Source organism: Cryobacterium soli, assembly GCF_003611035.1.
GTDB lineage: Bacteria > Actinomycetota > Actinomycetes > Actinomycetales > Microbacteriaceae > Cryobacterium > Cryobacterium soli.
The window spans coordinates 1914054-1939058 of sequence record NZ_CP030033.1 but is presented as its reverse complement, the minus strand read 5'-3'; the positions used below and the strand labels follow the sequence as shown (position 1 = coordinate 1939058).

Sequence of the window (25005 nt, the reverse complement as noted above, 5' to 3'; positions counted from 1 at the left end):
ACGGGTTCAGCCGAACAGCGCCGGCACCACCACGAGGGCATTGAACGTGACATGCGCCACGATCGCCCCGCCGAGTCGCCCAGTAATCAAGGCCAGGGCCGCCGCGCCAGCCCCAAAAAAGAAGGTGGAGAGGCCGATGACCAGCACGGCGGCGGGGGTGCCCACGCACACTACGTGTACCAGTGCGAAAACCGAGCCGCTCACCAGGATGGCGATGACCAGTGCCGCCCGCCGGCTGCCGCCGTTCGCCTCTCCAGCCGCGAGAACCGACCGAGCCAGCAAGCCACGGAAGAAGAGCTCCTCGATGACCGGGCTGATCAACACCGGAGCCAGCAGCGCCGCAAACACCCACCACAGGTCGTGCGCCGGTTCGCCGAAGGTAGCGCCGGCCGAACCGAGCCGCCCGTACCCCGCGATCTCAATGAAACCCGTGATCAGCCGGGCGAGCACGCCCAGGGTAAGCCCCCAAAGCAGATCGAGCGGTCGGAAGGCGAACCCGAAGTCCCTGGCCAGTGACCGTCGGCCGCGCACCATGCTTGCGATCAGCACAGCCCCGAGTAACGGTACCCACACCACCAGGTAGCTGAACAGTTCGGCCAGCTTGGGATTGCCCGGCCACCCGCGCAACGCCGTGGCGCCCAACAGCACCACCAAGATCACCGCAGCGACGACGCCCCAGGCGGCGTCGACGACGCTCCATCGCCGTGTTCGCGGCACCCACAGATCAGAGTCCATGGAGCTAAGCTAGCGGCTCCGCTGACTCACGATGGAAACGGGGCAGTGGCAGTCCGGACGCAATCGTGTGGCACCATAAAGGGGGGCGCAGGTATACGGCCTCGAATTGCACCTCAAAGAAAGGCCGCTGAGTGGAACTTCGCGACTATATCCGGATCCTGCGCAAGAGCTGGGTGCTCATTGTTCTGATCACCCTGGTGGGCACGGGGCTTGCCGCGGCATACTCGCTCACTTTGACGCCCAAGTACAGTGCAACGGCCAAGGTGTTCGTCTCGACGCAGGGAACCGGGTCAACAAGCGAACTTCAGCAGGGCAGCACCTTCACTATTCAGAGGGTAAAGACCTACTCGAGCCTGGTCACTACGCCCATAGTGCTTCTTCCTGTGATCGGAAAGCTTGAACTCGGTATAGCTAGCGACCAGTTGGCTAGCCGCGTTACCGCGTCCGCAGTAATGGACACATCCATCATCGATATCACGGTAATGGACACGGATCCGGTCCGTGCAGCTGAAACCGCCAACGCCATATCGCAAAGCCTCACCGCCGTTGTGGGGGAGATCGAAGCGCCGGCTGCTGTTGATGCCGTTTCTCCTGTCAAACTCACCCGTGCCCAGGAAGCTACGGTGCCGTCAGTACCTGTCAGTCCGAACGTCCCTCTCAATCTCGTGTTGGGAACGCTTATTGGACTGGCGCTGGGCGTCGGACTTGCTGTCCTGCGGGAGACGCTCGAGACGCGTGTCCGCAATGAGCGCGACGTGGAGGGACTGACGCAGGTGCCCATCCTCGGCGGCATCGTATTCGACCCTCGCGCTCGCGACCGGCCATTGATCGTTCACGTCGACCCTCGCAGCCCCCGCGCCGAGTCCTTCCGCACACTGCGAACGAACCTGCAGTTCCTTGACGTTGGCCGAACCGACCGCAGCTTCGTGGTCACCTCATCCATCGAGAGCGAAGGAAAGAGCACGACTGGAGCGAACCTCGCGATTGCCCTGGCGGACGCTGGTTCCCGAGTGTTGCTCATCGACGCAGATTTACGCCGCCCGAAAGTCGCCGAGTACATGGGTGTCGAGGGCGCAGTCGGTCTCACGGACCTCCTCATCGGCCGCGCTGAGCTGGACGACCTCATCCAGCCATGGGGAAAGGCGCAGTTGTTTGTTCTTCCCGCCGGTCAGATACCTCCGAATCCAAGTGAGTTGCTCGGATCCGCGAGAATGAGCCACTTTATCGGCGAGTTCAACCGGATGTTTGACGTCGTTATATATGACACTCCGCCACTTCTGCCCGTAACCGACGCTGCCATCTTGGCCAAGAACGTAGGTGGCGCGATTATCGTCGTGGCAGCGGGGCGCACCCACAAGAACCAGTTGAAAGGCGCGATAAGCGCACTCGATAATGTGGGCGCCCCCATTTCCGGCCTTGTGCTGACCATGCTTCCCACCAAGGGCCCGGATGCGTATGGCTACGGCCGGTACGGCTACGGCTACGGTTATGGATACGGCTACGGTGACGAAGTGGCAAACGCCTCGGGTGCAAAGCCGGTCCGTCGCGGTAGGCGTGGAAAAAACGGCAAGGACAGGATCTGACCAAGATGATCCACGCCAGTCCGGAGTTTTTCACCATCCTCGTGGTGTGTACGGGAAACATCTGCCGGTCGCCTCTAGCCCAGGAACTTCTGCGGGCCCAGCTTGAGGAATGTGGCATCAAAGCCGAAGTGCATAGCGCGGGTAGCTTTGCGATGGTCGGGCAAGGGATGACCATCGAGGCGCTCGACGTCTCGCAGGGGCACGGCGGGCAGGGCAAAGATCACGTTGCTACCCAGCTCACTCAGCAAGCGATTGTGTCCGCCGATCTGGTGCTCACCGCGACTCGGGAACACCGCAGCGCCGTCGCGGCACTGTACCCCCGTGCCTCGCGTTACACCTACACAATTAAACAGTTTGCTCGCCTCCTGCCCGGTGCCCTGGAGTCGCTGCCCGCGCTCGGGAATGTGATTTCTCCAAAGTCACGGGTCGAGCTTGTCGAGACCCTGCACAGCGACCAAGCGGCCTCTCTTCGCGCACTTGTGTCCGAAGTCGCTGCCACACGTGGTTTCTCGCCGGCCCCGGCTAGCCCCACCGAGGACGACATTGAGGATCCATATCGGCTTTCCATTGCCGTCTACGAACGCGTCGGTGACCAAATCCACTCTGCCGTGATGCGAATTGTCGAGGCCTTTGCTAAGGCGACCCGCAATGCCTGACTGCACCCGCAAAGCGCAACTCGCATTTGGTAGGAAGGGGCAGCAGTAGGTCACGGTTTTGTTAATCTGTGCGTAACCCGAATAGGGTACGTTATAGCGACGATCAGTCTCCTGGAATTCCTTGGGAGGGCAGCTGATCGATCTGCTGGATGACGCACACGAGTGGAGTCCGAGCGGAGCTTCCAGGCTTGAACGTAAGCGGGGACATTGCCAGGCATCGTCGCCGAAATCGAGGCTGCTGGCGCTACGCGTGCACGGTGGTGTCGTAGCAAATGATCATTGGATGAGGGCGTCGTGTCGCTTACGCGACACACTGTGGGGGAACATGAGCAGGACAACCGCACCGACCGGGGTATCGGGTCCCACCAAGGGTGCTGCGAATCGTGCCTGGCGTGACAACTACGCTGCCCGACTTGCCATCACCGACTTCCTGGTACTCATCTGGGTGGTTTTTGGGGTACAAATCGCGTGGTTGGGACTTTCCGCAGGAGACCTTCAATTTCGTGGGCGCCTGAACGAAATCACCGTGAGCTACACGGTGATTTCCATATCAATTGTCGCTGCGTGGATGCTCATTCTGGGTATCTACGGTAGCCGCAGCTACCGGGTGCTGGGGACTGGTCCACAGGAGTACCGTCAGGTCGCGGATGCCACCGTTCGACTCTTTGGAGTCCTCGCCATTGTGGCGTTTCTGTTCCACATTGACTTCGCCCGCGGCTACATCTTGATCGCCTTCCCCCTAGGCTTGGGCGTGCTCATCCTCTCGCGATGGATGTGGCGCCAATGGCTCAGCGTTCAGCGCCTTGACGGTCGCTATTCCTCAAGGGTGTTGCTTGTTGGATCAGAGGTTACGGCAACTCATCTCGCGCGAGAACTCGCGCGGCAGCCTGCGGCGGGCTACCTCGTGGTCGGCGCCTGTATCCCAAGCGGCTATTTGGCCGACTATTTGCCCGGCACAACAATCCCCGTGTTTAGCAATGTGGACAAATTGCAGGCTGCCATGCTGGCCGTCGACGCTGACACCGTAGTCGTAACTAGCAGTGAAGAGCTACCGCCCAACCGCATGCGGGAACTCAGCTGGAGCCTCGAACCCGGACGACAGCACCTCGTCGTCGCACCGAGCCTGACCGATATTGGTGGGCCGCGTATCCACACGCGCCCAGTTGCCGGTTTGCCTCTTATCCACGTTGAGACGCCTCGCTACGAGGGAATGAAGCTCTACACCAAGAGAGGTTTCGACGTGGCGGTGAGCGCGATACTAGTCCTCCTCTTGTCGCCTTTTCTTGCCACGATTGCTATCGCCATACGGCTTAGCACTGAAGGTGGCGTTCTGTTTCGTCAGGAACGAATCGGCATCAATGGCAGTCAGTTCAAAATGTTGAAGTTTCGTTCCATGGTGACGGATGCAGAGGCGCGGCTAGCGCAACTGCAGGAACGATCTGAGGGCAACGCCGTTATGTTCAAGATGAAGGACGACCCTCGAGTGACCCCGGTCGGTCGGTTTCTACGGCGATTCAGCCTCGACGAGCTACCGCAGCTCTTCAATGTCCTTGGTGGGAGCATGTCGCTTGTCGGACCACGGCCTCCGCTAGAACGCGAAGTCAATGAGTATGAGAACCATGTGCACCGTCGTTTCCTGGTTAAGCCGGGTATTACTGGCTTATGGCAAGTAAGTGGACGTTCGAACTTGTCTTGGGAGGACACCGTTCGACTGGACCTCTATTACGTTGAAAACTGGTCCATGACCGGAGACATCGTAATTCTGTGGCGCACGGCCAAAGCCGTTCTTGCGCGGGACGGCGCGTACTAGTGACGAACGCTCAGTCGGTCGAAGACTATGAGTGATTGTGCTTTCCGGGGGCAACTCTTCCCGGGCCGAGAGGAACTCATGTGCGAAACGAAGCTTCGCGTTGGGTTGATCACGTCGACGTTTGGCCAGCGAAACGCGAGAGCGTCAACCGCGTCATGCCACACGTCTCATCTTTCACGTGTGGAGAACAATTGACTGCGTCAGAAGACCAAACACCCAAACGCTCGCGAGTGCCTGTGATCAACCTGCTCGACGCTCCAGGCAAAGGTATGTCGTGGGGGCGCTCGCGTCTCGTCGTGTACTCATGGGCCGTTTTCGAGCTTCTGTTCGTCTACAACCCTTGGCAGGTGAGCTCTGCAGTTCGTGTGCTCATCCTTAGGCTATTCGGAGCTCAAATTGGCAGCGACGTCATATTTAGGCCGCGCACAAGGGTGAAATTTCCTTGGAACCTTGAAATCGGCGATAGGTCTTGGATAGGTGAGGGCGTGTGGATTCACAATCAAGATCGCGTATCCATCGGGCATGATGTCTCGATTTCCCAAGAAACAATGCTGACAACAGGCAGTCACGCTCACAGGCGTGACATGGCTCTCATCACCCGGCCCATTCGAATAGAACCGGGTGTGTGGTTAACAAGTCGGTGCATCGTTCTAGGGGGATCGCATATCGGCAGATCAGTTCTTGCTCGGCCGATGACAGTCGTTTCGGGAATCATTGCAGAGAATTCTGTTGTGGCAGGACCAGACTCGAGTGTTGTCGGTGTGAGGTTTGTTTTGGGATCAGCCGAGTGATCCGAACGCACAAAGCTCGCATCGTCAACCGCGTTTCGTCGTTGGTGGATCATCCCCGGGCTGGACAAAACGCGAACTCGATCGCGCTCTGGAGTTGAACCGGGTTGTGCTCACCCGCGGGACCACATGAAACGATGCGCTGTAGAAGAAGGAAATGTTCGTCATATGAAAATAATCCAGGTCACCGCCTCCATATCACAAGACGACGGAGGACCATCGACTTCTATTAAGGCTCTGAACAGGGAGTTCCTTCGCATGGGGCATGATGCCGTGATCATCACATCCGATTCGTTGGGCCCTTCCGACGGTTTTCAAGTGCGGCTCGGAGCGCCCGTCGAAGTCGACGGCTGTCAGGTTATCTTTCATCACACGTCCAAGTACGCGCCCTACAAATACGCTCGAACTATGAGGAGGACTCTTGAGCGTGAGCTGGCGACGGCTGATTGTGTGCTCGTGGATGGCTTGTATCTACCGTCTACTGTGACTGCATTCCGAGCTGCTCGCCGAGCTGAAACGCCTTTCATCCTGCAGCCCCACGGGACGCTCGATGTCTACGATCGGCGTAAGAACTCATGGATAAAGTCAGTCTTCGATCTTTGGATTGGTCGAAGAATATACAGCAGTAGTGCTGCCATTGTCGTTACTTCCGACCTGGAACGCGTGGACGCGCTACCTTCTAACCAAACGTTTCCGATCGCCGTTATTCCGCTTGGCGCTTCTCTGGAAGCCTCGCAAGCCGTCGACAACGTCGATAGGTGGCTCGCAGTGCCGCGCGAAGCGCGTTTTGTCTTTCTCGGCAGACTTGCTCGGAAGAAGCGTCCAGACTTACTAATCCGATCGTGGGCGCTCAGCAATTCCAAAGTGAAAGGCCAGCTACTCGTGGTCGGCCCGGATCACGAGTTCACTCGGCAGGAGCTTGAATCGCTTGCCGACGAACTCGGTGTGTCTGAGTCTGTAACTTTCCTGGGAGGCATTGGTCAACGGGAGGCGGCCTATGTCCTACGGTCGGCCGGAGTATTTGTGCTTCCAACTGAGAGGGAGAATTTTGGAATCGCTCTTGCCGAGGCGATGATGGCGGGTTGTGCAATCTTGACTACTGACGAGGCTGCACTTTCTCGGACCGTCAATTCAGCCGGGGCAGGACTTGTGCTTTCTTCAGCAAATACTGAGACGCTTGCACGGGCCCTGGATGAATTGATTGGAGAGCCAGCAGCCGTATCTGAGATGGGACGTGCCGGTGGGGTTGCGGCAAATCGCGATTTAACTTGGCGTGCGTCCGCGGAACAGTTCATCGAGTTGATTGAAAGTGTGGGTGTCAAGAATGGTTGATAACAGCATGGAACGACGCGTGGACGCAGGCGACCGTTTGCCTGTGATTCTTCTGATTCTTACGAAGAACGAGGAGAAGGCTCTGCCGGCTGCGCTGGAACACATTGCGATGTTTCAGGAGTGCTTTGTTGTCGATTCAGAAAGCACGGATGCGACTCGCGAGATTGCCGAGTCGTTAGGTGCCACGGTTGTCGACTTCAGCTGGGATCGTAGGTATCCGAAGAAGAAGGAATGGGCGCAAGTGAATGTGCCGAGTTCTTTGGAATGGTGCTTTTTTCTAGATGCGGACGAACGGCTTACGGAAGACCTGATTCGTGAAATTCGTAGCACTGTCCATGAGAACACTTTGGATGCGCTCGATTCTCCGTTGGCGTACAAGTTCGCAGGCAAGTTCCTGCGCCACGGCCACCGAGTTAAGAAGCGGGCCTTGGTTCGTCGCTCTGCGGCACGCTGGCCGCGACCGGACGACCTAGGGGTAAAGACGATGTGGGAGGTAGAGGGGCACTATCAGCCTTTGATGGACGGCAAAGTCGGCGCCGGCAAGGCAAGTTTGATCCACGACGATCCCGATGGTTTTTTTGAGTACTTTTCTCGCCATAATCGCTACAGCGACTGGGAGGCTCACCTTGCTGTCCTCGGCTCCAAGGTTGACGGGCGGGGAGGGCAAGGGTTAAGAGCCTCGCTTGTGGGGATGTCTCGTCGTATTCCGCTTCGAGGCGTGGTTTATTTCCTCTACGCCTTTGTGTTGCGCCGAGGGTTTCTCGACGGGCGCGCTGGCCTCGACTATGCGATAGCACACGCGTTCTACTATTGGCAGATTCAACTTAAGGCGCGGGAGATATTCCGGGCTCAAGGTCGATGACCACGGGTCTGAAGCCGGCGATGAATTTCCCGGCTCACGTCGTACTCGGCAAGAATAAGAGATGGCTCTCGGTCTTCGGATTTGCGTCAGCGTTTTACATCCCGGCCTTCGGACAGCTTTACCTGGCAGAAATTGTCGTCTTGTTGGCAATCGCATGGATGGCAGTGAATCACAGGTTCTACCTGTCCTACCCATCCCTAAGGAGACTCACTGTCCTCTCAGTGCTCTGGGGTTACGGCCTGATTGTCAGTTCGTTGTGGAACTCGTCTGCGGTAGGCGAGTTCATTACAGGTATCACTGCGGTCATATTCCTTGTCCTGACAATCCAAGTCATTATGTTCTGGTGCCGGGAATATGGTGATTTCGAACGATTGGTCGTTGGGATGGCTGTCGGCTATTCCCTGGCTGCGCTCGTGCAGCCCGTATCGTTCTTCCTGGATTCGCCTTGGAAATTTGGCTTTGGCTTACCGGTTACTGTGCTCATTCTTTGGATGGCTACGAAGATACCTGCGCTAGTGCCGCGATGCGCACTGCTGGCAGGACTCACAGTACTGAATCTGTTCGGCGACTACCGCTCACTTTCGCTGCTCGTTGGGGTTGTGCTCGTAACAGACGTCGTACGCACCGTGCTCGCGCGTAACTTTAAGTTCCCTGTGAGCCGAGTAATCTTCATCATGTCCGTCGCTTTGGTTGCGGTCGGTTTTGGAAGTGCACTCTCGAGTTCATATACCCAAATAGCCGAATCGGGCGCCCTGGGCGAATCGGGACTTGTGCGTGCAGAGATGCAGGGGGGCGGGTCTGCATTGTCGATGTTGCTGGGCGGCAGGAATGAGATCTTCTACAGCCTCCCAGCGGTGCTCAGCAGCCCGATTGTCGGCTATGGAACAGGACCGAAGATAACACCTGATATCGCGGAGGCGGCCAGGGCCGGTCTCTCCGGGGCTGGACTTGACGACATCGCCGAGTCCGGGCGAACCCAGGGCAACCTACCCGGACACTCATTCATTATGAGTTCTTGGGTCGAGGCAGGTATCACTGGTCTCTGGGTTTGGCTGTACTGCGCCGTCCTTGCGGTACGCGGATTCTCGTTTGCAGTCTTTGAGCTTGGCCGGAGGTGGGCTTTGCCAGGCTTTCTGAGTATTCTTCTCATCTGGAACATTGCCTACAGCCCATTCGGAGGTAGCACCCGATTCTTCGCGGCTGTGACGGTCGCGTGGATGATCCACCTCGTTTCTTCCCGACGTTCATTACCGAATAGCTTGGCATCTGACGTACCAAAGCCTTCGCCAGGTCAGACGCTCAGCCGTGAATCAAGCCAGTCGCTGTAGCGGAATATCCGGCATCTCGCGGGCTCGTGTCCACAATTACTTTGTCTTGAGTCCACGCTAGTTAGTAACCCAATCCAAAAGAGGACCCGAATGACAAATCAGTCTCCTAGATTTTCTATTCTCATGCCGTCATATAATCCCGGGCGCTATGGGATCACTGCCATCATGAGCGTCCTCGATCAACTTGGCCCACTGGATGAAGTTGTCGTGCAAGATGGCGGTTCAACGGATGGATGGCTGAAGCAAGTCGACGACCTAAATGACTCCAGAATCAAAGTGGTTACCGAGCGAGATGCTGGGCAAGCGGATGCCCTGAATCGCGCATTAGGGCGAGCGATCAATCCTTGGATTGGCTGGCTCAACGCCGACGACATCTACTTCGAGGGGGCGCTCAGTCGCGTTCGCGCTGCAGTGGAATCTGTTCCCGGGGCGGACATCGTCTACGGGGACTTCGCCTTGATCGATGCGGCGGGCGAGGTGATCAATTCCAAGAAGGTAAGTGGGATCAGCCTTCGGTCGCTTGCACTCAAAGGGTGCGCTGTCTTCAGCGGTTCGTTTTTTGTGAGAAGCGATCTGATCAGAAACGCAGGAGGCTTCTCAGCACAGTTCACATACTGCATGGACTACGAGTTGTATCTCCGGCTATGGAGACGTGACGGCGTGGTCAGCGTTGCGACATCGTCCAGACTCGGTGCACTTCGAATTCATCCAGGTACAAAGACGAGCGAGAACCCTTGGTCGTTCGTCGCTGAGGCGCGCCGCGCTCGAAAAGGAGTGCTCGCTCCAGGGGCACTCCTCTATCTCTCATCCTTCGAAACGTTGAAGCATGGGTTGACCGTCAGTACGACGTCTATTCGTGCCAGTAAGGTTTATGGCCGAATGCGAGGCCGGACAGTTGCTGCGAAAGTTGGATAGCCCAAAATCGCAGGTGTTGTTCGTCGCGATTGGGGACCCAAGATCCGGGGCCCAGTCGGGGCGGCCGCGTGCAGTCTGGAAGGAACTTCAGATGCTCAGCCAGGCGCATGTGCTGGCGCTACCTCAGCCAGCTAGATGGGCCCGCGGAATTGCCCGAGGAATCAACAGGGCCGGCTCTACACGCCTCCTCGCAGAGAGGAGAGCGTCTCTTCTGCGGTCGTATCGCGTGGCTATTGACAAAGCCGCGGATGCTTGTAGTGCGGATCTGGTGATCGCAACGTCGTCACTCCCCTTCTGGGAGAAACCAAGTGTTCCGTCAGTTGCGTGGACGGATGCCCCCTTAAACGCGATGATTGCGACCGGTGAATACGAAATCTACAATCGCCTGACCAGTCGAGCAGAAACGCACTATCTGTCATTGGAAGCTCGATGCCTCAACAATGTGGATGGAATGTACTATCCGACTTCGGCTGGAATGAGGAAAGCGCTCGAGCTCACTGACAATGGCAATGTGGGCGCCCTTCCCTTTGGCCCGAATCTGGACCAGGCGATACTCAATCGCGCGTGGGCAAACCGAGAACGATCGCGACCCCAGAACTCTATAGACCTGTTGTTTATGGGCGTGGACTGGGAACGCAAAGGTGGGGCGATCGCATTGGCGACGGTGGAAGAGCTGAGAGGCCGGGGCCTGCCGGCTAATCTCGTTGTCATTGGGGACTGTCCTCTCGACCTCCGGGGGCACGACGCGGTGAAGTATCTTGGGTATCTTCGGGCGTCCAACCCTGATGACTCCGTTGTACTCCAGCGTGCATACTCTGAATCGTTTGCCCTCATCTTTCCTAGCCGCGCTGATAACTACGGCGCTGTGGTGGCGGAGGCTGCAGCGGCGGGGCTGCCAGTTATCGCCTCGGATCGAGCAGGTGCTTCCGAGTACGTTGAGCGGTTCGGGTTTGGCAGAGTGGTGCAGTGGTCTGAAGACTCAGAGTCCCAGGTCGCGCAGTATTCGGATGCGATCGAAGCGATATTTTCGAAAGACGGGGAGAGCAGCACACTGGTTCAGTCCGCTCGGCAGGCGTTCTTGAACGCCTTAAATTATCGTGTGGGTCTGGTAGAGATTTTGTCCGCTCATAGAGCTTTGTAGTGCGCCCGCTGGAGCCGTCGCCCGCACGCACCATGTGCATTGAATTCGAATGCCGGTTCCGCCTTGGCAAGACTGTCCACGCGGGACCCATCGAGACGAGGAAGTATTTTCATGAGAAGTAGTGTGGACTCTAGATTCGAAAAGCTCGTATGAGTCGGAGCTGGCGCTATCTGATGCGCTCCTTAGGCGGCGAAATACCGCGCCTACTAGGTATCCGATCGTTGGTTCTTGCTGGCGGCTTCATATCGGTCATCTTCTATACGCGCCTGGTTGTTTCCGACGTTGGGCTTAGCGCGTATGGGGTGGTTGCCCTCGTCGCGTCGATACCGCTTCTGATTCCATTCGCAGACTTTGGTTTGGGAATCTCAGTAGTAAATGCCGCCGCCGACGCAAAAGCCCTCGGAAATGTGTCGCTCCTCACCGAAACTCTCAACAAGGTCAGACGGTTGCTCGCAGTCATTGCTGCATGCATAGTCCTGCTTAGCGTGGTACTCGGGTCGACGGGCGCATGGGATGCGCTCCTCGGCGCAAAACAAGCCCAGGTGTTTTCGGATCTCTCATTGGCAGCGTCCCTAGTACTGGCAATTTTCGGTACCACCCTTCTATTCAGCCAGGGGACGCGGGTACTGCAAGGTGTGGGAAGGGTCGGTACGGCAACACTCGTCAACGGATCCGTGCAATTTTTGAGTCTGATCGGTGCCATCTGCGTCCATGTACTGGGCCAGTCAGCCCTGCTCTACGCGCTCCTGATACCGCTTTCTTCACTGGTAGCGAACGTTATCGGATGGTGTTTGGCCTTAGGAGTGCTGCGCAGGATGGCCCAAACGCCAGGCGAAGCCGTGGCAAGTGCGCCCGTCCGTTACCGGGTGCTCTTGGGCTGGGGGCTTAGCGGAATGATCATCGCTGCGGCCGTCGCTATGACAACGCAAGGTGGCCGGGTCGTGCTCGGTCACGCGTCTTCGGCTCTGGCTGTGGCGCAGTTCTCTCTTGTCTGGACTGTATTCGGCGGCGTCAATTCGCTCATTGCCGTGTACGGACAGTTCCTCTGGCCACGCTTCCGCACGCTGAAAGTGCGAGGGGTTTTGCAGCGGTCGGACCTGGATCGCGAGATGCTCCGTGCGGGTGTGTTGGGAACAATCCTCGCAGTTCTGTTTCTCCTAGGCGCACCCACAGCAATTAGCTTGATGTCCGGTTCTTCCGTGCCGTGGCCAGTCATAATCGCAGGTGCATTGCTGCTGCTGCTCCTCACCCTTCACCAGCCGGCGACCATGCTGTTGATGGATCTTTCGGGATCAAGGACTCAAGCGCTTTTGATAGTGCCGTTTGCCGCTATCAACCTGCTCCTTGTCGTGTTCTTTGCCGACACACTTGGGGCGGCAGCCCCTTTCCTCGCCACTGCGGGCGTCGTTCTGGCGCTACAGGGCCCTGCCACATTCTTCATTGCCAGACGCTCCATAAGGTCCTACTAGGGCGCGTGGTCTAGAGCTAGGCGAGAGGGTTTGCGTGCTAATAGTTGACGCTTTGATGGACGGTGTCTGGACAAGCCGTTGGTGGCGTTTAATGGTTGCCGTCTCCCAGTCGAGGCGTTACGAGCGCGCCTCCGAGGGGCCAGCGGGACGTGTGGCGGTGGATTGAACTCAGGGCTTCATTCCGCACACGGTGCAGCGTGTCCTCATGGTGGAGAAACGACGCCGCGCTAGAAGCGAATTGGCAGGGTCAGGCATATCGTTTGGATGGTCTAGGTAGTCATCCACAGCTGAATCGCGGCCATCCGTGGAACCAGTCCAGGCTGTGTGCCGCCTCGCGAATGTTAGCCAGCACAATGCATCGTCACGGCGGGATCCGTCTGCCGCAGCGCCAATGACCTGGCGGGCGCTCGAGGGCTGTGTCAGCGCTTGGTAGCCGCTGACAATTGTTCGGCGCTTACTTTGGAAAGGCGACGGCGTGCAAGATGAACAGCTGAAACAGCTGAAACAGCTGAAACAGCTGAACACGCGGCCGCCAAATTTACTGGCGTGGGGGCCGAGCGCCGACCAGGAATCCAACCTTAGGGGAGCGCCCTGGCATCACCCGCCTCGACCATTACACGGCGTTGGCAGCTCGCACTGTTTCTGTCTCTGATTCTGTGCGTCGTGTGCGTCGGTCAAGTCGCTGTTTCCAGCGTGCCACTGGTCGCTCGATTGCCACCCGGCTAATACTTGCCGCGACCAGGCTAAGTGCCACGCCGCCAATCGAGTGGACCCAGGGTAGCGCGTCACTCAGCCATGCGACGATGGCATAGTTCCAAAGATAAAGCGCGTAGGAGATCGTGCCAAGGTACAGAAGCGGACGCAGCCAGCGTGTCGGCAGAATTCCAATGACGTACAAAGTTGATCAGGACAACGGTCGCCAAGGCAATCACAGGTCCTATCACTACATATGTCACAGCATAAGCCTTGAGATCCGGGCCAAGGCTGATCCCTGCCAAGACTGCGAGGGATGCGGCGACGGTAACTCTCGATGCAGTGCGCGAGGTTGGGAGACGCCTCGAAATGTGCTCTTGACCGAAGTAGGCAGCCGCACCGATCAGCATTGCCAGCGCCCAGGAACTCGGAAGCGAGTAGATGCGGTCGAAGTTGGGGGACGCCAACACTAGCGTACTGGTCAATACAACAAGAATGCTGGATCCTGCGACTACGAACACGGTCCGAGTTCTCTTCCATCGCATTGCCACCATCAGAACTAACGGCCAGACGAGGTAAAACTGTTCTTCCACAGCGAGGGTCCACAGATGTCCGATCGCATTGCTGCCATGATCAAAGGGAAAGTCCGATGTGTAGGAAAGCCCCCGAGGAGCGTGCGGACCAGTCGGGTCCGGTCGTCCAGGGGGTTAATGGTTAAAGTAATAACCGTGAGCCCCATCAGCATGAAGACGAGGGCGGGAATCAGTCGGAGTGCACGATTTCGATAGAAACGCGCGTATCTGACTCGACCGGACTTGAGGATATTGCGGTGCAAGATCGCCGTGATTAGGTACCCGCTGAGGGCGAAAAAGATCACCACTCCAACGATCCCAGCACCGCCGAACACGCTCGGTGCGGCGTGTCTGACCAGGACTAGCGCGATCGCGATTCCTCGAAGCATGTCGATGCCTTCTATCCGCGAGTGCTCCGGCTTGTCACTAGTCATTTGTTTCCCCAATGGCGTCAGTTGGCTCAGCCCATTGGGTTGGTCGGCGGGGCGTGGCACTATCAGCCATTGTTCAGTGGGCGTTGTCTGGGTGGCCGAGACGTCGTCCGCTACGGGCTTCTCGCAGGAGCGCCCGAACGCAAGATGCAGGATGATGACGAAGAACTCTGTCGCGCGGGAATGATGTGTCGACTACTCCGGAGACGTGCCGGTTGCGCTGTCCCACACGAACCGAGCAAAGGCGTCAGCACAGCTTGGTCAGAAATCCGATGTCCGTCGACAGATGGCCAAGTCCAGACAAAGAATCTGAACTCGACTGTCGGCTACGGCCCCCTCGGAGCGACGTGCATACTTTGCCTTTTGCGGTGAGATGGTCCACTGGCACTCAACTACGCTTACTCGTAATAGCGCTAAATAACCGCTCACGAATAGACGAGCGGTGGAGAAAGGAGCTTCTCATCTACACGCACTTGACGATTGTGGGGTCCTCGTGAGCGTCCTGGCTGATTCTCTCCGAAAGGACTTCTCACGTCATCGTCCGCTCGTGGCGCCTTCTCTTCGTGGAATCGTTACGCTGTTTCTGACCACGCCAGGCTATACCGCGACCACTTTTCTTCGGTTTCAACAATTCTGGGCCAGAAGAAGGGTCACTTTCCTTCTCGGCATAACGCGCTCCGTGTGTCACGCTCTCACCGGCGCCGATTTTGTTCCAGGTTGCAAGGTAGGGGATGGCCTCCTCCTTCCGCATCCGAATGGAGTCGTTGTCGGCAATGGCGTCCGGATCGGAGACGATTGCACGATTCTTCAACAAGTCACCCTCGGTGACAAGTATGCCGATTCACGCGCGGATCATCGCTACCCGGTCATTGGCGATCGGGTGATGATAGGTGCAGGGGCGAAGGTCATTGGCTACATGAACGTCGGTGACGACTCATGCATTGGCGCCAACTCGGTCGTGACTCGCGATGTGCTGGCTGGATCAACGGTTGTCGGCATACCTGCGCGCCGTATCGACTAGTGGTTGAGAGCTGGGGCTGCCTGGCTCGACTGTACGATAGTCAGACGGCATCTGCGCCCGTGCGGTGCTGACGAGACATGTTTCCGGGAGATTTAAATGGGCAGTGTTAAGAACATGGCGATTGCGCTCCTTGGGCTTCTGCCAGCATCTCCCACTAAGAATGTACTGCTGAATAGGGTTGGATTTTCGATTGACAGGTCGGCATCAATCGGCCCGTGTCTTATTCTTGGAGTTCGAAATCTCACAGCCGCAAAGAACAGTCGCATAGGCCCATTCAACGTCTTCCGCGACGTGCAGAGGATTGAACTGGGCCCCGACAGCGTCATCGGGCAGTGGAACTGGATATCTGCGTCCAGGGAGCTGATAGCGTCTGGCGGACGTGGGGAGTTCATCTTGGGAAGGCATAGCGCCTTCACCTCCAGACATTACGCAGATGTGAGTGGTGGCATCTATGTGGGCGAATACACCACGATTGCAGGTGTGCGGAGTACCTTCGTAACGCATGGCATCGACTGGAACCGAGCAGTGCAGCGGACGAGGTCGATTGTGATTGGCGACAGATGCCTGATTTCCTCCAATACGAACGTGGCACCCGGTACCCGAATCGGACACGGGATAGTAACTGGAATGGGGGCGACACTCGCAGGCGATCTGTCCCAACAGTCCGCTCTGTACGTTCAGAACAGGGCGCGTCCAGTGAAAGAGGGGCTAACGGGGCTCTACTTTTCAAGAACTACCGGTTCAGTACGCCCCGAGTAGTTAGCGAAACGTCTGTTCTGAAGTTCGGATTTCAGACGCTCACGTCGACAAGGTGCATCGTCTCCGTCGACTCCGGTTTAGCGAGCGTAATAGCCTCCAAGAACGCGGGGTGAGGTCTTTTCGCGAAGGCAAGAAGCCCGCCCGGAAGCCTCCTCGCACCGAGTTGGCGCGGCTGCTCGTAACGGGATCGGAATCGCCAATTTACCCCTACGACCTCTTGAGTCAATCGAGCGCCACTCACGATCGGTAGGCTGGACCCTTCTCCGCCAGCCACCCAAACGGGGGTGCAGGGGATGCGGTTCCAATGTCAGGGTTAGATTACTGAGGGCGTGATTCACGTGAGACACGACGTAGCAATGTGTGGGGTGCTCTTCGGTGTACCCCAACTGGGTGATTCTGTGTCTCCATCATGAGCCGGGCCGAGGCGCAACAGTCGCGTAGTGGGACCAACAATGATCAGCAACTGAAAGTGTTGGTTATCGGGCTCAACTATGTCCCGGAATCAACCGGCATCTCGCCGTACACGAGCGCTCTAGCGCGAGGCCTGGCGCAACGAGGCATGACAGTGTCTACGCTCACATCTCATCCCCACTACCCGGAGTGGAAAATACGCCCCGGATATGGCCGCTGGAAAAGCACTGAGGTGATTGATGCTGTGGATGTCACTCGGCTTCGACACTACGTTCCGTCAAACCCGGGAGGGTTTAACCGGCTCGTGTCCGAACTGTCGTTCGGGTTGCGATTGCTGTTTGCACGATGGGGCCGGCCGGACGTGGTCATAATGGTGTCGCCTGCATTGTTTTCTACGGCCATTGCCATGCTCCGGGCTAGGTTCGGCCCGCGTAAGCCCGTGGTAAACATCTGGGTGCAGGACATCTACAGTCTCGGCATCACCGAGACGGGCATGGGAAGTGGACCCGTCGCAAACCTCATCGCCTCGGTAGAGAGGGCAACCCTCAGAGCCGCCTCCGGTGTTGTCGTAATCCACGACCGCTTCGGAGAGTACTTGAGCCGGCGGCTGGGCGTCCGACCAGAGAGCATTGAGGTCGTGCGAAACTGGACTCACCTTGACCCAGCTCCTCCCACGGACGTTGCCATCACGAGAGCGCTCCATGGCTGGGCCGATGGAGAGACGGTGGTTCTGCACGCCGGCAACATGGGTGTCAAACAAGGCCTCGAGAACGTGGTCGAGGCTGCTCGATTGGCCGAGGAACAGGATAGTGCGGTGCGGTTCGTGCTCTTGGGCAACGGCAGCCAGCGAAACGAGCTCCAGGCCCTTGGCGCGAGCATCTCTCGCCTCCAGTTCATCGGGTCGCTTGACGACAACGGGTTTCAGGACGCGTTGGCAGCGGCGGATGTGCTGCTCGTCAACGAGAAACCCGGTGTGTCGGAAATGGCTGTACCAAGCAAACTTACGTCCTACTTTAACGCTGCTCGCCCGGTTATCGGGGCAACGGACCCAGAGGGCCTCACAGCAAGTGAGATTGAGACGGCGGAAGGCGGTCGGATCGTTCGGGCCGGTGATCCCCAGGCTCTTCTTGACGCAGCGCTCGCTCTCGGAGCGGACCCTGGGCTCTCACTCGCGATGGGTGCTAATGGTTTTCGTTACCGTACCGATGTCCTCAGCGAGACCGCTGCCATCGACCGGTTTATGACCTGGATTCATGCGCTAGTTGCTCGTTCGCCCAAAGGTTGACGATGCTATTCGTCACCCCCGTTTGCGTCACAGCGGTCGAATCCATATGCTCAGCTTTGAAGTGAAACAGCCCGGCAACGTCGACGGACGACTTGTCCGATCGCTGTTGCCCGAGACCCCTGGGGGATCTATTGACTAAGCGCGCGCTTATTACTGGTATTACGGGCCAGGATGGTTCTTATTTGGCTGAGCTGTTGCTCGCTAAGGGGTACGAGGTTCATGGTTTGATTCGTCGTGCGTCGACGTTTAATACGTCGCGGATTGATCACCTGTATGTTGACCCGCATGACCCGGCGGCGAAGTTGTTCTTGCACTACGGTGACCTGTCTGATGGTTCGCGTCTGGTGACGTTGTTGGCCGAGATTCAGCCGGACGAGGTCTATAACTTGGCCGCGCAGTCGCATGTGCGGGTGTCCTTCGATGAGCCTGAGCACACGGGTGACACCACGGGTATGGGCACCATTCGTTTGTTGGAAGCGGTGCGGATGTCGGGGATCACGACGCGGTTCTATCAGGCGTCGAGTTCGGAGATGTTTGGTGCGACTCCGCCGCCGCAGAACGAGGAGACTCCGTTCTACCCGCGTTCGCCGTATGGTGCGGCGAAGGTGTATTCGTACTGGGTGACGAAGAACTACCGCGAGGCGTATGACATGTTCGCGGTGAACGGGATCCTGTTCAACCACGAGTCTCCGCGTCGTGGTGAGACGTTCGTGACGCGCAAGATCACTCGTGCGGTCGCGGCGATCAAGGCTGGGAAGCAGGACCACGTGTACTTGGGCAACCTGGACTCGATCCGGGACTGGGGTTACGCGGCTGAGTATGTGGAAGGCATGTGGCGGATGCTGCAGGCTGACGAGCCGGATGACTTCGTCCTCGCCACGGGTGGGAACTTCACCGTGCGTGACTTTGTGGAGACCTCGTTCAGTCACGCTGGGTTGAACTGGGAAGAGCACGTGCGCTTTGATGAGCGGTACTTGCGTCCGACCGAGGTGGACGCTCTTGTTGGTGACGCGTCCAAGGCTGAAGCGAAGCTGGGGTGGAAGGCTGAGGTCGACACGGCTGAGCTGGCTCGCATCATGGTTGACGCTGATATTGCGGCGTTGGAGCACGCTGGTCGTCCGTGGATCGATGAGGTCAAGCTGACGAGCTGGGGAACTAAGTAACCATGACCGTGTCTGTGGCTGACGCTCGCGATCAGGTCGCGTTCACCCCGGCGGCGTTGGATCGGGATGCCCGGTTCTACGTCGCCGGGCACCGGGGTTTGGTGGGGTCCGCGATCTGGCGGCGCCTGGAGTCGGAGGGTTTCACTGACCTTGTCGGCCGCAGTTCGGCGGAGTTGGATTTGAAGGACCGGGATGCGGTGTTCGCGTTCTTCGAAGAGACCACACCGAAGTACGTGGTGTTGGCTGCGGCGAAGGTCGGCGGGATTCTGGCTAATAGTACGTATCCGGTGGATTTCCTCAGCGATAACCTCCGTATTCAGGTCAACGTGCTCGACGCGGCCCTGAAGTATGGGGTGGAGCGGTTGTTGTTCCTGGGTTCTTCGTGCATTTACCCGCGTTTGGCGCCGCAGCCGATCCGTGAGGACACGCTGCTGACTGGTCATCTCGAGCCCACGAACGACGCGTATGCGATCGCGAAGATCGCCGGGATCTTGCAGATCCAGGCGGTGCGGCGTCAGTACGGGTTGCCGTGGATCTCGGCGATGCCGACGAACTTGTATGGGCCTGGCGATAACTTCTCGCCCAAGGGCTCACATGTGTTGCCGGCGTTGATTCGGCGTTATGACGAGGCTGTGGCTTCTGGTGCGTCTAGTGTCACGAACTGGGGCACGGGCACGCCGCGTCGGGAGTTCTTGCACGTGGACGACATGGCTGAGGCGTGCTTGCATTTGATGGAGCACTACGACGGGCCTGAGCAGGTCAACGTGGGTACCGGCAGTGATGTCACGATCAAGGAGATCGCTGAGACCATCGCCCGGGTTGTGGGCTTTACGGGGGAGACCTTGTGGGACACCGACAAGCCCGACGGGACCCCGCAGAAACTCCTCGACGTCAGCAAACTCGCCCAGGCGGGGTGGACGGCCAACATCGGCCTCGAGGACGGACTGCGCTCGACCGTGCAGTGGTACCGCGACCACACCAACAACCTGCGCGAGTAAGGCGTGGATAGTCCCCCCGCCACGCGTCCACGCAGCAGTCGGCGCGCCCGACGCGGACGCAGGAAGACCGTCATCCTTCTCGCGTTGACGATCGTCGTGATCGTCGTTGGACTCGTCGCGTGGGTGGGGGTGCGAGCGTGGCTCGCTAGGGCTGAACTTGAAGCGGCGATTCCGTTGGCCAGCGCCATGCAGAGGCAGGTAATCGCCGGGGAGAGCGAAGCGGCCCGGCGAACCGGTGAAGACTTGACGGCTCGAGCAGCGTCTGCTGCGGAGCTCACCAGCGATCCGGTGTGGCAAGCCTTCGAGGCGATCCCCGCACTGGGGCCCAACCTCACGGTCGTTCGCCAATTGGCGGCCGTCGTGGACAAGCTTGCAGAGAACGGTATCGGCCCGCTCTCCGAAGCTGCCGGCCGGATTTCCGTTGACGATTTTCGGCCTGTCGACGGAGTTATCGACGTCCAGCCCCTTATCGACGCTCAGCCGGCCGTCTCGCAGGCGCTCAGCGCGATCCGCGCCGCTCAAACTCAAGTCGCCGCGATTGACTCTGACGGCACTATCGAGCAGGTTGCTCACGCGGTCGGGCGGTTGGGCAACGCAGTCGATTCAGCCGAGCCAGCGCTCGACGTGGTCGACAAGGCTGTGCGTACGGTGCCCACCATGTTGGGCGCCAACGGTCCGCGCAACTACCTGGTGCTCTTTCAGAACCCTGCCGAATTACGTTCGTCCGGCGGCATTATGGGAGCCGTTGCATTGGTCCACACGGAAAACGGAACTATCCAGCTCACCCAGCAAGCCTCAGGCGCCAGCTTTCCGCGACACCCGGAGTCTGTGCTCGAACTGCCCACCGACACTCGCAACCTATACGGATCGATAACCGGTCAGTACATGCTGAATGTCGGGCTCACTCCCAGTTTTCCGCTCTCAGCCGCGCTCGCTCGGGAGATGTGGCAGCTGCAGTATGGGCTCGAGGTTGACGGTGTTCTCTCCATCGACCCTGTCGCGCTTGGCTACGTCCTTGCCGCAACCGGCCCCATCGCTCTACCGTCCGGCGATTCGCTGACGACGGACAACGCCGTGAGCCTGCTTCTCACCGATGTCTATCAGCGATTCGAGGAACCGAAAGAGCAGGACGAGTTCTTTGCGTCGGCGGCGGCGGCGGTATTCTCGTCTGTCGCCGGCGGCGGCGCAGACCCTGTTGCTCTGATCAGCGCACTCGCCAAGGCGGGCGCAGAACATCGCGTCTTGGTGTGGAGCGCTGCGGAAGCCGAGCAGGCCGTTCTGGCTGACACCACTCTCGCTGGCGGGCTCCCGGCGAGCGACGCCGACACCCAGCGGTTCGGACTGTATCTGAACGATGCGACCGGGGCGAAGATGGACACCTATCTGGACGTGTCCACGAGCGTGGGACAGGTTACCTGCCGGAACGACAAACGCCCGAACTTCGCAGTAGAGGTTACTCTGACCAACACTGCACCCCTCGATGCCGCGACCACATTACCGAAATATGTCACGGGTGGAACTCAGGTCGGAGTGTCACCGGGGAACGTGAAGACCATCGTGTCCGCGTACTCCTCACCGGAGACTCAGAACCTTGGTGTGACTCAGGACGGCGACGCGGCGCCATACCTCCCGGCTACCGACGACGGTTACCAGGTGAGTGCGCTGACCGTTGAACTAGCGCCTGGACAGAGCACAAAACTCCGCTTTAACTGGCTGGGCGCCGCTCCGTTGGACGGTGACTTGGAACTGCAAATGACACCCGTAATTCACAGAAATGAAACAAAGAAACTGGATATGACCTGTTAAAGTCCCGTATGGTTGTTTATAACCCCTTTTGGGGGACAGCTTCAATCGAAGCACCGCCAGTGTCGGCACATTCATTGCACAACAGCAGGGGGTATTTCCATGTTCAAAAAGTCCTTTGCGGCGATCGCGCTTGCGGTTCTCGCAGTATTTGCCGTCCCGGCTGCGGCTAACGCCGCTGGCTATGTCCCCGACGGCAACATTGTCGTCTCTGGCACGATCGCTCCGGGATCTCCTGTCACGATCTCGTTCACCGAGGGTTCCTTCACCCCGGGTGAGCCGGTCTCCTTCACTCTTACCGGCGAGAACGCAGCCGGTGCCACCCTCGCAACCTTCAAGTCGGTCGTAAACTCGCAGAGCCTCGTCAAGTCGGCTGCCGGCACCGGAGCGGTCGCTCTCGAGGTCACACTGCCCACCGACGCCTCGGGCACCTACACGACGACGGCCACTGGGCTTACCTCCGGCACCGTCGGCACTGCAAGCCTCACGGTCGCGGCCGTAGACTCGGCCGGTGGAGCTGGCTCCGGCACATCGACCGATGGCGGACTTGCTAGCACCGGTTATAACGCCCCCATGCTCGCGATCTGGGGTGGCGCTGGCGCACTGCTCCTCGGCATCGCACTGGTCGTCGTTCTCGGCGTCGTTCGCCGCCAGCGCGCAACCGCCTAGCTTCATCCTGCAACTCGCTACAGGCAACATCTTCCGACACTGACTGAAGTTGCTAGGTAAGACATAGTCGACAGAAAAGGCCCCGGACACAGTCCGGGGCCTTTTCTTAGGGCGAGTATTCAGAATTTGCATGATGCCGCATATGGCTACGCTTTACCACCACTCGTCACCGGCCGGGCGTGAAGGCGCTTCCGGTAGGCTTTTCTTATGGGGATTCAACTGTGAAAATATCCGTCATCGGCTGTGGCTACCTCGGCGCTGTGCACGCATCGGCCATGGCCGAGCTGGGACATGAAGTCGTGGGAATCGACGTCGACCCAGTCAAGATTGATGCCCTCTCTAGTGGTCGGACCCCTTTCTTTGAGCCAGGTTTGCCGGAGGTCCTCACCTCAGCGATGGCCTCGGGCCGGTTGCGGTTCAGCACCGACATCGCGGATGCTGCAGGTGCCGCAGTGCACTTTGTCGCCGTAGGGACACCGCAGAAGAAGGGCAGCCACGCCGCTGACCTCACCTACGTCGACGCGGCGATCGACGCTTTGTTACCGCACCTCAGCGCCGGGGATCTAGTCGTGGGCAAGAGCACCGTGCCCGTGGGTACGGCAGCGCGTCTCGCTGCCGTGGTGGCCGCTTCGGGAACTGGGGCCGCCCTTGCCTGGAACCCCGAATTCCTGCGGGAAGGGTTTGCCGTGCAGGACACCATCGCTCCTGACCGCCTCGTCTACGGGGTTCCTGCCGGAGAAGCTGGTGAGCGTGCTGTCTCGCAGCTGAACGAGGTCTATGCCTCCGCCATCGCAACTCAAACGCCGCTGGTGGTCACCGACTATGCCACCGCCGAACTGGTCAAAGTCGCCGCGAACGCCTTCCTCGCCACCAAGATCAGCTTCATCAACGCCATGGCCGAGATCGCGGAGGTATCTGGAGCCGACGTCACCCAGCTTGCCGACGCAATCGGCTATGACAGCAGAATCGGTCGCCGTTTCCTCAACGCAGGCGTCGGCTTCGGTGGTGGATGCCTACCCAAGGACATCCGAGCTTTCACGGCTCGCGCCGAAGAGCTCGGCCGTGGCGAATCGGTTGCCTTCCTCAAAGAGGTTGACTCCATCAACCTGCGCCGCCGGCAGCGGGTCGTGGACCTCACCGTGGCGGCCATTGATCGTCCGGTGTACAACACGAAGGTCGCCGTGCTGGGACTGAGTTTCAAGCCGCACTCCGATGATGTGCGTGATTCGCCGGCTCTCGATGTTGCCGTCCAGCTGCGCGGCCTCGGTGCCGATGTCGTAGCGACTGACCCACAGGCGATCGAAAATTCGCGCGCACGGCACCCGCAGCTCAGCTACGAGACTGACATCGAGACCACTTTGCGTGGCGCCACTGTAGTGGTCCTGGTGACCGAGTGGCCCGAGTTCAAAGACATCGACCCAGTTTGGGCTGCGACACTAGTAGAAACTCCCACCATCGTCGACGGGCGCAACACACTCGATGCTGTCAAGTGGCGTGCCGCCGGATGGACTTACTACGGATTGGGCCGACCCTAATGGCAACTCAGAACCCACTTTTGGTCGCATTCGACCTCGACGACACTCTCGCACCTTCGAAATCGCCTATTGACCCACGCATGGCCGAGCTGCTCATACGGCTGCTTGATGTAGCTGAGGTTTGCGTGATTTCCGGTGGTCAGTTCGCGCAGTTCACTATGCAGGTCATCGACAACCTGGTAGATGTCGACGCGGCAGCCCTCACCCGCTTGCACCTGATGCCCACGTGTGGCACGCAGTACTACCGTAACGAGGACGGCGCGTGGGTGCAGGTCTACGCCGAGAACCTCACTGACGATCAGAAGCAGCGCGCCCTCATCGCGGTCGAAGAAACCGCGCGGGAACTGGGATACTGGGAGGCGGAGACCTGGGGTCCGATTCTTGAGGACCGCGGATCACAGATCACCTTCTCCGCGCTGGGACAGGCTGCTCCCGTCGCCGCGAAGACTCAATGGGACGCTGACGGCGTCAAAAAGACGGCGCTGCGCGAGGCCGTGCAGACCCTCTTGCCTGACCTCGAGGTGCGCTCCGGCGGTTCCACTTCGGTGGACATCACACGGCGTGGCATCGACAAGGCCTACGGCATGACCCGGTTGGCCGAACTCACCGGGATCCCGCTGGACGACATGCTCTTCGTCGGCGATCGGCTGGATGAGAACGGCAACGACTACCCAGTGAAGGCGTTGGGCGTCGACTGTGTGGCAGTAGAGGGGTGGGAAGACACCGCCGCATTTTTGACGACGCTCATCCCGGCCCTGCAGACCGTTTCACGCTAGCGATTGGCGGCTGCAAGTCCTCTGGTTGGCCCTGCAGCAGTCGCTCGTCCATTCCCGAGTACATCGCCTTCAATGGCTCGCTGATCTGACGCCTGAACCAACGCGTGAGTGTGCGATAAGTGAACGGCATGGCACATCCTCTTCGGGGAGCATGTTCTCATCGCGCCCGCGGATGTGGCGCGTCACTCCAGCCGGGTAAGAGCTCGGAGTGAGGACAAGATAGCCTGAAACGTCGCTGGCGGCGAGCCGCATTCTCTGTCTTCCTTGCGA

20 protein-coding genes are annotated in these 25005 nt (G+C 58.8%); 17 read left to right on the top strand and 3 right to left on the bottom strand.

All coding sequences use genetic code 11. The annotated features are described in order from the left end of the window. Positions 1–6: 6 nt before the first annotated feature. Positions 7–735 (bottom strand): CPBP family intramembrane glutamic endopeptidase, encoded by a 729-nt coding sequence (locus DOE79_RS08890; RefSeq protein ID WP_120338200.1) that lies wholly within the window; start codon positions 733–735, stop codon positions 7–9. 131 nt (positions 736–866) lie between these two features. Here DOE79_RS08890 and DOE79_RS08885 point away from each other — a divergent pair, with 131 nt between their 5' ends. From DOE79_RS08885 to DOE79_RS08840, 9 genes are all read left to right on the top strand, one after another. Next, on the top strand, positions 867–2318 hold the full coding sequence (locus tag DOE79_RS08885) for a tyrosine-protein kinase domain-containing protein (RefSeq protein ID WP_120338199.1): 1452 nt from the start codon (positions 867–869) through the stop codon (positions 2316–2318). A gap of 5 nt (positions 2319–2323) precedes the next feature. Then, positions 2324–2974, top strand: coding sequence for an arsenate reductase/protein-tyrosine-phosphatase family protein (locus DOE79_RS08880; protein ID WP_120338198.1), 651 nt, complete (start codon positions 2324–2326; stop codon positions 2972–2974). A 325-nt stretch (positions 2975–3299) separates the two neighbouring features. Continuing rightward, positions 3300–4784, top strand: a complete 1485-nt coding sequence (locus DOE79_RS08875) for a sugar transferase (RefSeq protein WP_245977220.1) — start codon at positions 3300–3302, stop codon at positions 4782–4784. Positions 4785–5740: 956 nt separating this feature from the next. After that, positions 5741–6904, top strand: coding sequence for a glycosyltransferase (locus DOE79_RS08865; protein WP_162942683.1), 1164 nt, complete (start codon positions 5741–5743; stop codon positions 6902–6904). After that, positions 6897–7766: a glycosyltransferase family 2 protein gene (locus DOE79_RS08860; protein WP_120338194.1), complete on the top strand. Its 870-nt coding sequence runs from the start codon at positions 6897–6899 to the stop codon at positions 7764–7766. The genes DOE79_RS08865 and DOE79_RS08860 overlap by 8 nt, the downstream gene beginning before the upstream one ends. After that, complete coding sequence (locus DOE79_RS08855) at positions 7763–9094, top strand: hypothetical protein (protein WP_120338193.1); 1332 nt, start codon at positions 7763–7765, stop codon at positions 9092–9094. The genes DOE79_RS08860 and DOE79_RS08855 overlap by 4 nt, the downstream gene beginning before the upstream one ends. A gap of 165 nt (positions 9095–9259) precedes the next feature. After that, on the top strand, positions 9260–10009 hold the full coding sequence (locus DOE79_RS08850) for a glycosyltransferase (protein WP_245977218.1): 750 nt from the start codon (positions 9260–9262) through the stop codon (positions 10007–10009). 226 nt (positions 10010–10235) lie between these two features. After that, entirely contained in the window at positions 10236–11150 is a 915-nt protein-coding gene (locus DOE79_RS08845) for a glycosyltransferase (RefSeq protein ID WP_162942682.1), read from the top strand. A 302-nt stretch (positions 11151–11452) separates the two neighbouring features. After that, positions 11453–12619 (top strand): hypothetical protein, encoded by a 1167-nt coding sequence (locus DOE79_RS08840; RefSeq protein WP_162942681.1) that lies wholly within the window; start codon positions 11453–11455, stop codon positions 12617–12619. A 785-nt stretch (positions 12620–13404) separates the two neighbouring features. Here the strand turns inward: DOE79_RS08840 and DOE79_RS21155 are convergent. Both DOE79_RS21155 and DOE79_RS21150 read right to left on the bottom strand, forming a co-directional pair. Continuing rightward, positions 13405–13905 carry a hypothetical protein gene (locus DOE79_RS21155; protein ID WP_162942680.1) on the bottom strand — a complete coding sequence of 167 codons (501 nt, stop codon included), beginning with the start codon at positions 13903–13905 and terminating at the stop codon, positions 13405–13407. After that, on the bottom strand, positions 13872–14273 hold the full coding sequence (locus tag DOE79_RS21150; protein WP_425455718.1) for an acyltransferase family protein: 402 nt from the start codon (positions 14271–14273) through the stop codon (positions 13872–13874). The genes DOE79_RS21155 and DOE79_RS21150 overlap by 34 nt, the downstream gene beginning before the upstream one ends. Before the next feature lie 589 nt (positions 14274–14862). Here DOE79_RS21150 and DOE79_RS08825 point away from each other — a divergent pair. The 8 genes from DOE79_RS08825 to DOE79_RS08785 all read left to right on the top strand — a co-directional run bounded on the left by DOE79_RS08825 (position 14863) and on the right by DOE79_RS08785 (position 24735). Further along, the gene (locus tag DOE79_RS08825; RefSeq protein ID WP_162942679.1) at positions 14863–15336 is read left to right on the top strand and encodes a serine O-acetyltransferase; all 474 of its coding nucleotides are present in this window, start codon (positions 14863–14865) and stop codon (positions 15334–15336) included. 1318 nt (positions 15337–16654) lie between these two features. Beyond that, positions 16655–17791, top strand: coding sequence for a glycosyltransferase family 4 protein (locus DOE79_RS08815; protein ID WP_245977217.1), 1137 nt, complete (start codon positions 16655–16657; stop codon positions 17789–17791). 131 nt (positions 17792–17922) lie between these two features. Next, on the top strand, positions 17923–18954 hold the full coding sequence (gene gmd / locus DOE79_RS08810) for a GDP-mannose 4,6-dehydratase (RefSeq protein ID WP_120338172.1): 1032 nt from the start codon (positions 17923–17925) through the stop codon (positions 18952–18954). A gap of 2 nt (positions 18955–18956) precedes the next feature. Next, positions 18957–19952, top strand: coding sequence for a GDP-L-fucose synthase family protein (locus tag DOE79_RS08805; protein ID WP_120338184.1), 996 nt, complete (start codon positions 18957–18959; stop codon positions 19950–19952). 84 nt (positions 19953–20036) lie between these two features. After that, positions 20037–21758, top strand: a complete 1722-nt coding sequence (locus tag DOE79_RS08800; RefSeq protein ID WP_120338183.1) for a DUF4012 domain-containing protein — start codon at positions 20037–20039, stop codon at positions 21756–21758. A 99-nt stretch (positions 21759–21857) separates the two neighbouring features. Next, positions 21858–22424 carry a sortase gene (locus DOE79_RS08795; protein WP_120338182.1) on the top strand — a complete coding sequence of 189 codons (567 nt, stop codon included), beginning with the start codon at positions 21858–21860 and terminating at the stop codon, positions 22422–22424. 221 nt (positions 22425–22645) lie between these two features. Beyond that, the gene (locus DOE79_RS08790) at positions 22646–23959 is read left to right on the top strand and encodes a UDP-glucose dehydrogenase family protein (protein WP_120338181.1); all 1314 of its coding nucleotides are present in this window, start codon (positions 22646–22648) and stop codon (positions 23957–23959) included. After that, positions 23959–24735 (top strand): HAD-IIB family hydrolase, encoded by a 777-nt coding sequence (locus DOE79_RS08785; RefSeq protein WP_120338180.1) that lies wholly within the window; start codon positions 23959–23961, stop codon positions 24733–24735. Before DOE79_RS08790 ends, DOE79_RS08785 begins: the two co-directional genes overlap by 1 nt. Positions 24736–25005: the final 270 nt, after the last annotated feature.